Origin of the sequence: Pseudomonas sp. IT-P176, assembly GCF_949767245.1 — a bacterium.
Taxonomy (GTDB): Bacteria; Pseudomonadota; Gammaproteobacteria; order Pseudomonadales; family Pseudomonadaceae; genus Aquipseudomonas.
Map to the genome: position 1 here is coordinate 22,411 of NZ_CATKPN010000047.1, position 13,156 is coordinate 35,566.

7 protein-coding genes are annotated in these 13,156 nt (G+C 59.5%); 4 read left to right on the plus strand and 3 right to left on the minus strand.

Translation table 11 applies throughout. The features are described from left to right. Positions 1–81 precede the first annotated feature (81 nt). Positions 82–267, plus strand: a complete 186-nt coding sequence (locus ACM6IP_RS14345; RefSeq protein ID WP_095170455.1) for a DUF6026 family protein — start codon at positions 82–84, stop codon at positions 265–267. Between the two features lie 71 nt (positions 268–338). Here ACM6IP_RS14345 and ACM6IP_RS14350 read toward each other — a convergent pair whose 3' ends face one another. Continuing rightward, complete coding sequence (locus tag ACM6IP_RS14350) at positions 339–5,279, minus strand: dermonecrotic toxin domain-containing protein (protein WP_414861708.1); 4,941 nt, start codon at positions 5,277–5,279, stop codon at positions 339–341. Between the two features lie 239 nt (positions 5,280–5,518). Here ACM6IP_RS14350 and ACM6IP_RS14355 point away from each other — a divergent pair, with 239 nt between their 5' ends. Further along, positions 5,519–7,258 (plus strand): phosphoethanolamine transferase CptA, encoded by a 1,740-nt coding sequence (locus ACM6IP_RS14355; protein WP_095170459.1) that lies wholly within the window; start codon positions 5,519–5,521, stop codon positions 7,256–7,258. 173 nt (positions 7,259–7,431) lie between these two features. Beyond that, a complete protein-coding gene (locus ACM6IP_RS14360; RefSeq protein ID WP_414861709.1) occupies positions 7,432–9,678 on the plus strand; it encodes a TonB-dependent siderophore receptor in 2,247 nt (748 codons plus the stop codon). 41 nt (positions 9,679–9,719) lie between these two features. On the opposite strand, the gene ACM6IP_RS14365 is transcribed toward ACM6IP_RS14360, so the two are convergent. Next, positions 9,720–10,211 carry a GNAT family N-acetyltransferase gene (locus tag ACM6IP_RS14365; RefSeq protein WP_095170463.1) on the minus strand — a complete coding sequence of 164 codons (492 nt, stop codon included), beginning with the start codon at positions 10,209–10,211 and terminating at the stop codon, positions 9,720–9,722. Positions 10,212–10,306: 95 nt separating this feature from the next. Next, on the minus strand, positions 10,307–11,431 hold the full coding sequence (gene zapE / locus ACM6IP_RS14370) for a cell division protein ZapE (RefSeq protein ID WP_095170465.1): 1,125 nt from the start codon (positions 11,429–11,431) through the stop codon (positions 10,307–10,309). A gap of 230 nt (positions 11,432–11,661) precedes the next feature. Between zapE and ACM6IP_RS14375 the strand changes: the two genes are divergently transcribed. After that, entirely contained in the window at positions 11,662–13,134 is a 1,473-nt protein-coding gene (locus ACM6IP_RS14375) for a nucleobase:cation symporter-2 family protein (protein ID WP_095170467.1), read from the plus strand. Positions 13,135–13,156: the final 22 nt, after the last annotated feature.

A 13,156-nucleotide genomic window follows, 5' to 3' on the forward strand; every position in this document is an offset into this window, starting at 1 on the left:
CAAAATCGCCGTCGAAAGTGGCTGCGCACACGCTTCTGCGTGCCGGACCACCGTTGTCAGACGCCATTTGCGAGGTGAGCAATGGGCACAGTAGTAACCGCACTCCCAGTACAAACCCTGTACGTCACCGTTCGTCGTGATGAACTGCGCCAACTCAAGGCCGAACGCGAGCAGTTGCTCAACGAAGTCGCGCACCTGCGTCAGCAGCTACAGGCGCAGCGCGGTGAAGGGTTGACTGCGCGCATGCCGATACGCTCACTGGATTGATCACCCCCGCCTGAAAGGTTGCGCCTGCTTCCCCGGCAAGCGCAACGCACTGATCAGGACACCAGGGCATGCTATGCCATCGGTGGAACGGCATCGAAAAAGTACTTTTTCGCGAACGCCGCCTTCATTCCCCCCGGGTACACCACTTTTCCCGCGTTGAGCTCGGGGTGTTGCACCTGATCCTTGACCGTGACGAACCGCAGGCGCGCCAGTTTCAGGTGGGCTTCGGTCAGGGTCAGGACCGATTTGGCCGTACAGTGAAAGTGTGCGTACCACAGTACCTTTCTACCAATGCGGCTGGCGCTGTCGACGATGTCGTATTCCAGCAAATAGCTTGTTTGATTGGCAGTAGACTTGTCGGTCCAGGACGGATTCTCGACGTGGACCTCCCGCTCCCCCAGCAGGTACTCGAAGCTTCCGGCATTCGGTGGCAGCTGTTTGGTAATCTCGACGCGCAGCTTTTTCCCTTCGCGGATCAATTGTTCTCGAGCGCTGTTGAGATCCTGATATATCTTGACTGCCCTCCCCCGATCCGCACCTGTAACACCTTGCATTCCATGTTGGATTTGCGTAGCCAGCTCCGAGAGTTTTTGGGCCTGAGACAAAAACCGGTCTTCCACACTGGCAGGCTCGCGGTACCGGGAGACATCTTTTTTATAGTTTGCGATCAGCGGGGTTATCCCTTCGACCAGTTTCCTGCCTTTGTCCAGCAGCGATTGGAGCGCCAGGGCCGGCTTCGGTGGAGCTGCCACAGGTACTTCAGGCTCCTCCTCCCGCTGCCGGTAAAGATCTTGCCCTTCATCCTTGTAGAAAATGATCTGCTTGTCCGTTGCCGCGTCCTGGACCACCACCGTTTCGCCGGTTTCATCTGAACTTTGCTCGCGGACATCGCCCACTCGATAACCATCCGCCGTTTGGATCAGACGCTCGTTGGGGCGCTTGATTCTCCTCCTGGTTTTTTTCACCCGCTCTTCGGCAGGTAGCGTGCCCTCTTGCTCCGCGGGCTCTTCCTGCAAGTCTTCACTGATTGATTCGCTGAGTTCTGTTTCCGCGATCGCTCGTGCCCGCCTCAGAGCATCAAGAAATTTCTCGAGAAAAAACTGCGCGACGTAGCTTTGTCGATCGCCAATCTTGCGCAGGTTGGCCGCCATCAGCTCCGCATCGTTGTAGACATAGATCGCGGCCTGCAGTAGCTCAACACGCTGCCTGGGCTCAAACCCCTGCGTCGTGCTCAAGCGCAAAACGCTATCCGTCACCGCGCTCAGCTTCGCCTTGCCCAGCCCTTCCAGTCCTGCGACTTCCGCCAGGCTGGGTTCAAGCGCAGGGTCACCCACCAATGCACCGCGTAAACACACCATCTCGTGCACGATTAGCCAGTCGGTGTTACTCACCCGTTTGTCCAGTATGTCCTTGAGCCTTTGAGTATTTTCCGATAGATAGCCGGTTCTTTGCAGATAGCCTTTTCGAACGCTGCGATCCAGAACCTCAAGTTCCGTCATTGTCTTCTCGAGCTGGGTACTGATCCTGATACGCTCCGCAAATCCATTGACGATGCGTTTCCTGGCTTCCAGCAACACGCTGTACGGCACATCGGTGACAGCCGTGCGCAGCTCAAAGGCCAGTGGAAAAAGGGTCCGAATTGAAACCCCTGACTCTTCCCATACCGCCGACATCCTGATCAGGTTTTCGTCGACAACACCATAACCGGAAACGATTCCCTGGAGATTTTCCAGTATGGCGTCACGCTGGTAGTCTTTGTCCTTTGCAAGCAGGCCATCAATCTCCTCACACAGTTTGATCCGCCCCAGATGGCCATCAATGTAGGTCCTGACCTTCTTCTTGTATTCGATGTCCGCGGCGTGCAATTTCTTTCTCAGCGCCACACGTTCCTCCAGCAGCCGGCTCCGCTCGGCGTCACTGGAAGCCTCAATCGCCGTCGTCTTGTGCGCAATTTCTTCGGCGAGTTGCAGCACCTTTTCCTGTGCCGCCTGCCCAATTTCCTGTGCCTGCTTGATGCTGGCATCCAGTTCCGGCAGGCGATCCTTGAGTCTTTTGACTTTCAGCGCATAGTCGGCACGTCGCGCCCGCAGCTGCGAATCAGCGAAGACATCCGACAGGTAGCGACTCATGCCCGGTCCACCCCCGCGCACACGAAACTCCGGCGCTACCTCCCAGAGGTCCTGGCCATTGTTCTTCAATTCCAGTCCTTTTATCGGCCTCCCAAGATGATCGAGGATGACCACATTGCCGCCCTCGGCGGGCTCTACATTGGCCCATCCGTACCCACGCAGGCGAGCCGGCACTTTTGCATACCAGCGCCCCCCGACCACTACGATGCCTTGGGGCGCTGGCGCTGTGACCTCCCGCCCGCGTCCGACCTGCTCGGTGCTCAGGAAACGCTCCAGCAATCGACGCGAGTCACCCGATACCGGGGTAGAGAAATCCAGCACGCTGTCACTGATGGCGCTGGCCGCACCCGGCCCAATGGGTGGTTTGATCACTGCGCTGACTTCAAGAGCACCCGGCCGGGAGACGATCGCATGGTGCTCGAAGGGTTTTACCGCTGTACCGGCGCCCGGTGAAAGACGCTGGATCAGCAAGGCCACTGCCAGATTGATGAGCAGGTTGTAGGTGAAGTCTTTGGCCGGCGCGCTGTCGTCGCTCGCCAGTGACTCAAGGGCCTCCAGAACCGCGGTTTCCACCACTAACAACCAGCCAACGGCAGCTGCAGGTCCGCTGACAAAGGGTAATACCGTGTTAAGCACGCTATTGAAGATGATCAAGCCCATCTCTTTCAGCGTATTCCAGCGGTACTCGGCATTGGACAGCGTCTGTTCGTCAGCCAACTGGGCCAGGACGTTGGCGTTGGCTTCATACAAATGAGCCAGCACCTTATCGTCGAGCTGCTGCAGATCGAATCGGGCGGGAGCCGATGGCCATAGCTGCGTTTCGAATATGATTCCCACTGGGTGGGGTTCCAGAAAACCGCCATTGTCATAGATTTTCCGTGCATCGGGCGCCAACCAGTCGAGGATGCTTTGCTGTAGCGAGGGGTTGGACTTGCCATCCGGGAGAGCCGACATCGCAGTTCGAGGGTTATTGCTCACGATCTCAGCCATCAAGGCGTCGAGCGAAGCAAACTCGATCAATGGTTCGGGGTACAGCGGCCGATACAGCACATGGGGCCCGGCCGTCACATCAGCGGGGCCAAACACAAACATATCGGCAACCACATGCGTGTGGTTCGATACGTCGGTCTTGAAGGCCAGGGTCCTGGCCAGCATCACTTGCCCGCTCACACGCCGGGCTTGCGGATCCGACTCCATGATGGCCGCCACACAGCGATACCCGGCATCAGTGAACCCCGAGCGCTTCCTGATCCTGTTCTCCAGTGCCAGCATCGGTAATTGAATGCGCAATTGGTCGCTGAACAGCTTTTCGCGCTCGGCTCGCTGTACCGGATCATCGAGCAGTAGCCTTTTGACTTCATCGGGGTAGTTTTTGCCGATATCGGCATCGCGAATCAGTTCCCTGACGGTGTCGAGGGTCATCCAGGCCGGTGCCGCCGAACCGTCCTTGCGCTTGAACTCAGAGACCAGGAAAGGCACGCCGGCAAGATTGTTCAACGCTCGATGAGTCAGGCTGAGGGTTTCACTGGTAAACCGTCCGGTTCCTGGCCCTACGATCACCAACAAACCGTCTTCATTGCGATACTGAGTGATGTCGACCTGGTCTGGATCCACCGCCTCGCCGTACGCGGCCATGCCGTCCTGCAGGACTTCCCGGGCGAATTGCTCAGCCGTACGAATCCCGTGGCTGTACTCCTGCCCCTTGCTCGCCAACTGGAGGGCGGCCAGGCGAAACATGTAGCGACTGTACTCCTGGGTCTCGGCGGGCGTGGCCAGTTCTATCCAGTCAGGCAACTGGCTGCCGACTTCGCTGTACAGTACTTGCTCATACGCACCGGGGTTCTGCTTGAGCAAATGGGGAGCCAGATCCGTCAGACTCGCATAGCGCTCTTCCAGCACTTTCAGGTCCTGGCCTTCGAATACCCCGAAGAAGCTCAAGCTTTCAAGTTGATTATTGAGCAGCGCCTGGGCCTGAGTCACAAAGACATCGCCGAACGACTCATAGGGTTGCAACTCAAGCACACTCAGTTCCTGCCTGCGCCCCCATTTGTCGCCCTCTGAATCAGCGAAGGCCTGCCATGTGTCGTAAGTCTCGATAACGCCGCTGGTGCTAAACCCCATCACAATGTCCCGCGTCGATACCGTGCGCACGGCTACCAGATCAAACGCCAGGTGAGCTTTGTGAGTACGTCCGGTCCGGGCGTGATAGTCGATGAGGAAAACCTGTGTGCAGTCCGGTCCGTAACGAGCCACTCGGTCCTCCTTGATGGGGCAACGAATGACTTGCAGGACGGTATCGACCTGCCCGGCATCCAGAAACGCACCGCTGCCCGAAGGCCCCATGCTGACCAGCAATGCGCTTCTGAGGACATCGCCGAGCCATTGCCAGCGGCTGGTGCCGTCAACCGCCGGCTCATTCCAGTAATCCGTCAGCGCCTGCTGCAATGCAGCAAGCATGACCTTGGGCAGTCGTCGCAAAAGGTCTTCGACTTCGCGCATTTCGACGGCGATTCGCCGGTCGTCCCCGTCGCTCAAATAGTGCTCACGGGTGAAGGTCAATTGGGCGCTGGCAGTGATGGCGTGAATCATCACTTCAAACAGCGGTGTTGTGGTGTAGCCGTCGATCCAGGGATCGTCGTGCTCGACGAGGTGTCCGCTATCGCCCTCTCCCTCTAGCGCCGCCCGACTTGTGCGGACCCAGTTGGGTGAATTGAGCGAAGTCGTCAACACGTCGATGTTCAGCCCGGGGTACCGATTGTTCAGGGCCGCGCCGAATTGTTTCAGGGCCGCTGTGACCACTATCGGTCGCCCCTTGAACTCTTCGTATACCGCCTGCGCCAATGTGTCGGAAACGTCCTCGGGTGTTGCGCGAGTGCCTGTCATTTCAGCATCCTGTTGTCATGGAATGAGCAGCAGGCGCCCTGGCCTGCTTCAACCGGATGTAATGCGGTTTCACTGAAGAACGTGCGGTAACTAAGTATCCTCATCCATAGCTTCACAAAACTTTCACATGAACTTACAGATACTTGTAAACACTGTTGACGCTCGATTTTCGAGCGTTTTTTTGTCACTGGCGCTCAACACTTTCAGTGGTTGAAGTCATTAATCAGCTGGAGCGCTGAATGGCGATGTTTAAACGCAGCAGTACGCCTGCAAAAGGGTTTGATTGGGCAGGCTTGGGCTGGCTGTTCCTGTTCTTCTGGTATTTTTCCGGCATCACCCAACTATTGATCCTGTTGACCGGAACCTCCGGGTTCACCGGTTTTCGCCAGGCCTTCGTGATGTCCGCCATCTGGCTCGCGCCGATGCTGCTGTTCCCGGCCCGTACGCGCCTGCTCGCGGCGGTGATTGGCGTGGTGCTCTGGGCCTGTTCGATGGCTAGCCTGGGTTACTTCTTCATCTACCAGCAGGAGTTCTCGCAGAGCGTCATCTTCATCATGTTCGAGTCGAACGTCTCGGAAGCCGGCGAGTACATGACGCAGTACTTTGCCTGGTGGATGGTGGCCGCATTCCTCGCGCACACCGCCGTGGCCCTGTTCCTCTGGAGCCGCCTGCGCCCGGTTTACCTGCCGCGCGGCAAGGCCTTGCTGGCAGCCACGGCAATCCTGGTCGCGGTCATTGGCTACCCGCTGGTCAAGCAGACCGCGCGCACCGGCAGCCTGGCCGCCGGCTACGAAAAATTCGAAACCCGCATCGAACCGGCAGTGCCATGGCAGATGCTGGTTGCCTATCGCCGCTACGGCGAAACCCTGGCCAGCATGCAAGGCATGCTCGACAACGCCAGCCAGGTCCCGCCGCTGCACAACTTCAAGGACTCGATGGCCGGCCAGCCCGCGACCCTGGTCCTGGTGATCGGTGAATCGACCAACCGCCAGCGCATGAGCCTGTACGGGTATCCACGGCAAACCACGCCGGAGCTGGACAAGCTCAAGGACCAACTGGCGGTGTTCGACAACGTCATCACCCCGCGCCCCTACACCATTGAAGCGCTGCAACAGGTACTGACCTTCGCCGACGAAGAGAACCCAGACCTGTACCTCAAGACACCATCGTTGGTCAGCGTGATGAAGCAGGCCGGCTACAAGACCTACTGGATCACCAACCAGCAGACCATGACCAAGCGCAACACCATGCTTACCACGTTCTCCGAGCAGGCGGATGAGCAGGTCTACCTGAACAACAATCGCAACCAGAACGCCCGCCAGTACGATGGTGACGTGCTGGAGCCCTTCACCAAGGCCCTGGCCGACAGTGCGCCGCGTAAATTCATCGTGGTGCATCTGCTGGGCACCCACATGAGCTACCAGTACCGCTATCCTGCGACCTACGACACCTTCAAGGACCGTCAGGGCGTGCCGCCCGGGGTCAGCGACGACCAGTTGCCAACCTATAACAGCTACGACAACGCGGTGCGTTACAACGACTTCGTGGTCTCGAGCCTGATCAAGGACTACGCCAAGACCGATCCGAACGGCTTCTTGCTGTACCTCTCCGACCACGGCGAAGACGTGTTCGACTCGGCGGGTCACAACACCCTGGGCCGTAACGAGTCCAAACCCACTGCCCCCATGTACACCATTCCGTTCATGGCCTGGGCTTCGCCGAAATGGCGGGCAAACCACGCCTGGGATTTTGCCGGCGACTTGCAGCGGCCCTACAGCAGTTCGCACCTGATCCACACCTGGGCGGACCTGGCCGGCTTGAGCTTCGACGAACTGGACCACAGCAAGAGCCTGGTCAGCGACAGCTTCAAGGCGCGCCCGCTGTTGATTGGCAACCCCTACGAACGTGAGCAGAAGGCGCTGATCGACTTCAGCCTGATGAAGCCCAAGGCGCCTACCGCGGCCGTCGTTACCCAATAAGTGAACCCTGCGGGGGCCGGTTCCGGCCCCCCGTTTTTGCTGGCCATGAGCCTTCGCGAAAGCCCCTCGAATAAAATAGATTAATAATTATTCGCATTTGAGCTAAATTTTCTGATTCACCTTCGTCTTTGAGCAAACGGAAATTTTCCATCGAAGACAAGGAGTCGGCTGCGATGTTCGCGCCTATTACCCGTTCCATGACCTTGACCCTGGGCCTGTGCAGTCTCGCCCTGTGCCCTTCCGCCCATGCGGACACCAAGCCGGATAAACAGCAGGAGCCTGCCGCCAAGGCGCTCGAGCTGGATACCACCAACGTCAATGCAGTGGGTCTGGGTACCACCACTGAAAACACCGACTCCTACACCACCGGTGCAATGAGTACGGCGACACGGCTCAATCTTTCCATCAAGGAAACCCCGCAGTCGGTCTCGGTGGTCACTCGCCAGCAGATGGACGACTTCAAGCTCACCACCCTGTCCGAGGCCATGAGCCAGACCACCGGCGTGGTGGTCCAGCACAACGACTCCGACCGGGTCAGCTATTCCTCGCGCGGCTACTCGATCAACAACTTCCAGATCGATGGCATGCTCAACACCTTCGGGCGCATGAAGTCCGACTCGGACACCATCATCTACGACCGCATCGAAGTGGTCCGCGGCGCCACCGGCCTGACCACCGGCGCGGGCGACCCTTCGGCCACCATCAACATGGTGCGCAAGCGTCCGACCGCTCAATGGGAAGCCAAGACCGGCGTCAGCGGCGGCAGCTATGACGATTACTACAGCTACGTCGATGTTGGTGGCCCGCTGGCGTTCGACGGCCGCCTGCGTGGCCGCAGCGTGCTGGCGTACCGTGACAGCAAATCGTTCCGTGACCACTACCAACTGCAACGAGAAGTCGGCTACGGGATCCTCGAGGCGGACCTCACCGATGACACCGTGCTGGCGGTGGGTTACGACTATCAGGACAAACAGGTCCAGGGCACGTCCTGGGGCACGGTGCCGTACTGGAAATCCAACGGCGACAAGGCCAACCTGTCGCGTTCGACCAACATGGCGACCAAATGGAGCTCCTGGCCCCTGAAGGACAAGACCGCCTTCGCCAACCTTGACCAGAACCTGGGCAATGGCTGGCACATGAAGGGCGCCTATACCTACCGTGAGAGTGACACCGACGGCAAGGTCTACTACGGCGGTGGCGGTTACCCCAACGACGACCGCAGCGGCATGGTCGCCTACCGCAGCCACATGAAGGGCGAGCAGAAGATGGAAGTCTATGACTTCAACTTCGCCGGCCCCTATCAGTTGCTCGGACGCGAACACGAGTTGATGATCGGCTACGGCGAAGCCGAGCGCAGTGCGTCCAACCCGTACCTGGTGTCTGCGCCGACGCCAGCGGGCTACGACAACATTGCCGACTGGAAGTACATGGGCAACATCGCCAAGTTCCGCGACACCGACACCGGTATCGAAGGCTCAAACGACAGCACCAAGCAAAAAGCCGGTTATCTGGCCACCCGCCTGAGCCTGGCCGAGCAGTGGCATGCGGTCCTGGGCAGCCGTTATGGCAGCTGGAAAACCGACAGCAACTCCTACAGCTTCAACGACCAGAACCAGCGCACCGGCAACGATCACAGCAGCCAGACCCAAAACGACGTCTTCACCCCGTACGCCGGCTTGCTGTACGACATCACCCCTGAGTACACGGCGTATGTCAGCTACACCGACATCTTCAAGCCGCAGACCGAGCGTGATTCCAGCCGTAAGTACCTGGACCCGATTGTCGGCCAGAACTACGAACTGGGGCTCAAGGGCAGCTTGCTCGATGAGCGCCTGAACGTCGCCACGGCGGTGTTCTGGAGCAAACAGGACAACGTCGCTGAATTGGATGACTCGGTGCGACCGGCCCCAACCACCGGTGAAGACTTCTACAAGTCCGGCGGCAAGGGCAACAAGGTCAACGGTTTCGAGGCTGAAGTATCGGGCGAGGTGATGCAGGGCTGGAACATGACGGCCGGCTACACCTACACCCATTCGAAAAACGGTGAAGGTGAGCGCAACGTCACCAACCAGCCATTGAACATGCTGCGCATCTCGACGGCGTATCGCCTGCCGGGTGAATGGAATGCACTGACGGTGGGGGGTGCGGTGAACTGGCAGAGCGATATCTACGAATTCGCCAGCCGCCCCGTCGGACGCGACGCCGATGGCGACATCGTGACCAAGGAAACCCGGATCAACCAGAACAGCTATTCGGTGGTCAAGCTGATGTCGCGCTACGAGTTCGACAAGCACCTCACCGCATCGTTGAACGTCGACAACCTGTTCGACGAGAAGTACTACGACAACGTCGGCTTCTACAACGGTGTGTTCTGGGGTGACCCGCGCACCGTCACCTTGAGCCTGGACTACAAGCTCTAACCCTCACGTACTGCAGGAGCGCCGTCCGGCGCTCCTGCACGTTACAGCGGCTTGGTCCAGAACAGCATCCGCCCGTGGTCCGGATCGAACATGCCGGGGGCGAAGCCAAATTTGTCATACGCCGCCTGTGCAACGGCGTTGCCTTCCAGTACTTCCAGGGTGATCTTGCAGCAGCCACGCTGACGGGCAATCTCCTCGACCTTGAGCAACATCTTCTGACTCAGCCCCAGACCGCGAAACTTGCCGACCACCGCAACGTCATGGACGTTGACCAGCGGGCGACAGGCAAAGGTCGAAAACCCTTCGAAACAATTCACCAAGCCGGCCGGCTCACCATTGACGAAAGCCAGGACGCTGAACGCATGGGGACGCTTGGCCAATTCACCGGGTAATTGCTGCAATACGTCGGCGGGCAACGGTGCGCCACTGCCCATCGGGTCTTGCGCATAGTGGTCCAGTACCACGCCTATGGCTTCGGCGTGAGTCGGGTTGCTGTAGCTGGCCTGGAGTACCAGGATGTCTGCGGATTCCATTTCCTTCCTCGATCGAACAATAAGCGGGCATCCCTGCGGCTAGCGCCCGGGGCAATCGACATTACCCTGTGACGCGCGCCCGGACAACAGTGGCATCAGCCCTGGGCCTGGGCAAACCGCCGCAACTGCATCTCCTTCAAACGGCTCAAGGTGCGGCGAAAGGCAAACTCCAGGTAGCCCTCGGTATACAGCTGATCCATCGGCACCTGCGCCTCCAGATACAACGGGACCTTGCGGTCGTAGCACTCATCGACCAAGGCAATGAAGCGCCGCACGCTGTCATCGTGGACGGACAGCTGCGGCAACTCGCGATCACCGGCAGCGACACGGGCACTGCCATCTTCGGTACCGCGGGCAATCCGCCCAGGGCGTTGCCGGGCACTGAGATTAGGCACTTCGCTGATCAAAATAGCGCTGAAGCGATCACACAGCGCCATGAAGTCCATGGCGGCCAACGGTTGCTCGCAGAGGTCGGCATAACGGCACCAGAGCACCTTGTCACTGGCCTGGACCACCGCCACCGTACGGTAACCGATAGTCACCGGCGCGCTGGACACCGGCTGGCCCGCGGTCAGCTCGGCAAAGACCTGACTCAGCCCCCCGGGCTCACCTGCTTCGCTGACCCAATAGCGCTGCAGATTCACCCCCGGATGCAAGCGGTGATCCTCACCGCCGTCCACCGCCACCACCTGCATATGCGCCTGGATCGCGGCAATCGCCGGCACAAAACGGTCACGGTTGAAGCCATCCGCATACAACTGCTCGGGCGGCTGGTTGGAAGTGCAAACCAACACCACGCCTTCATCGAACATCACCTGGAACAAGCGGCCGAGGATCAGCGCGTCACCAATATCATTGACGAACAGCTCGTCAAAACACAGCACCCGCACCTCCCGGCTCAACTCCCGGGCCAACGCCCGCAGCGGGTCGGCGGTGCCGGTCAGTTGAAACGAACGCTGATGCACCCAGGCCATGAAATGATGAAAATGCTGCCGGCGCGCCGTAACCCGCAGGGTCTGGTAGAACTGATCCATCAACCAGGTCTTGCCCCGCCCCACCGGCCCCCACAGATAAACCCCAGTGATCGGCGCCTGACCTTGATGCAGGGCCTGGTGACACTCCTGCAACGCCAACACTGCGCGTTCCTGCGCAGCGTCGACAACAAAGCCCTGCTGACGGATGGCCGATTGATAAGCGCTGAGGGGTGAGTCGAAGGTCATGGCTGCTTGGGGTCAGTGCGCAAAAACCGGAGTATCGCATGCCCTCAGGGATAATCCGCCAGATGCCAGGTAGAGACCGGCCGTAAGGGCTGAACCCTAATCAGCCATCACCGCACCAACGGATATACCCACAAACTTCAACGCTTTAGTGCCTTGGCACTTCTGGCCGCCCCCCCTTTCTGGCATCCTGCGCCTCCATTTTCTGACCTGGCCTTAATGGCACTCTCCCCGTGACCTCATCTGACCACGCAAAAACTGCCCTGCGTTCCGACCTGATCTACGGCCTTTACGACCGCCCACACTTCACTGCGACCGTGTTTGCCGCGCTGCAGCACGTACTGGCGAGTTTCGTCGGGATCATTACCCCGACCCTGATCATGGGCAGCGCCCTGGGGCTGCAGAGCGAAATCCCCTACCTGATCAGCATGGCGCTGTTCGTTTCCGGCCTCGGCACTTTTGTCCAGGCACGCCGATTCGGCCCGGTCGGTTCCGGCCTGCTGTGCCTGCAAGGCACCAGCTTCTCGTTTATCAGCGTGATCCTCAGCGCCGGCTTCATGGTCAAGGCGCGGGGTGGCGGCACCGATGAAATCCTCTCGACGATTTTCGGCGTGTGTTTTTTTGCCGCGTTCATCGAGGTGGTGCTGAGCCAGTTCATCGGCAAGCTGCGCATGCTGATCACCCCGGTCGTCACCGGCACCATCATCACCCTGATGGGCCTGTCGCTGATCAAGGTCGCCATGACCGACATCGCCGGCGGCTTTGGCGCGACTGACCTGGGTGGCGCCCACCATTTACTGCTGGCCGCCCTGGTGCTGGGCACTATCGTGGTACTGAACCGGGTCGACGTGCCATTCCTGCGCCTGGGGGCCATCGTCATCGGCCTGACCCTGGGTTACCTGGTGGCCTGGTTGATGGGCGACGTCGACTTCGCCAACATGACCGCCGTGCCCCTGATGAGCGTGCCGGTGCCATTCAAGTACGGGTTTAATTTCGACTGGGTGGCGTTCATTCCGATCGCGGTGATTTTCCTGGTCTCGCCCCTGGAGGCCGCGGGCGACCTGACGGCCAACTCGATGATCTCGCAACAACCGGTCAAGGGCCCGCTGTACATCCGCCGGATCAAGTCCGGGCTATTGGCCGACGGTCTCAACTCGGCGATGGCCGCGGTATTCAACAGCATGCCGATGGTGACCTTCGCCCAGAACAACGGGGTGATCCAGCTGACCGGCGTCGCCAGCCGCTATGTGGCGTTTTTCATCGCCGGCCTGCTGGTATTGCTGGGGCTGTTCCCGATGATTGGCGCAGTGTTGCAACTGATGCCCAAGCCGGTACTGGGCGGCGCTGAACTGGTGATGTTCGGCACGGTGGCCGTGGCCGGGATCAAGATCCTCGCCGAGGCCGGGCTGCACCGGCGTAACATGCTGATCGTGGCGATCTCCCTGGGCATGGGCCTGGGTGTCGCGGCAGTGCCGGAAGTGCTGCGTGAGTTGCCCAAGGCGTTGCACAACATCTTCGAGTCACCGATCACCGTCGGTGCGTTGTGCGCTATCGTGCTGAATATCTTTTTGCCCGAGGAGTTCATCGAGCTGGAAGAAGACGACTTCGACCCCGAGGCCTCGATTCTCCAGGTCATGGAAAACCCCGATGTCAGCCACCCGGGTGAACCGCTCAAGCCCGCGGCGGTCGCATCCTTGAAGCGCTAACCCGCTGGTGGGTCGAGCCGCT

What these genes read in the sequence shown, in the direction of transcription:
- ACM6IP_RS14345 (WP_095170455.1), top strand. Translation starts at nt 82, where the DNA reads ATGGGCACAGTAGTAACCGCACTCCCAGTACAAACCCTGTACGTCACC.
- ACM6IP_RS14350 (WP_414861708.1), bottom strand. Translation starts at nt 5,279, where the DNA reads ATGACAGGCACTCGCGCAACACCCGAGGACGTTTCCGACACATTGGCG.
- ACM6IP_RS14355 (WP_095170459.1), top strand. Translation starts at nt 5,519, where the DNA reads ATGGCGATGTTTAAACGCAGCAGTACGCCTGCAAAAGGGTTTGATTGG.
- ACM6IP_RS14360 (WP_414861709.1), top strand. Translation starts at nt 7,432, where the DNA reads ATGTTCGCGCCTATTACCCGTTCCATGACCTTGACCCTGGGCCTGTGC.
- ACM6IP_RS14365 (WP_095170463.1), bottom strand. Translation starts at nt 10,211, where the DNA reads ATGGAATCCGCAGACATCCTGGTACTCCAGGCCAGCTACAGCAACCCG.
- zapE (WP_095170465.1), bottom strand. Translation starts at nt 11,431, where the DNA reads ATGACCTTCGACTCACCCCTCAGCGCTTATCAATCGGCCATCCGTCAG.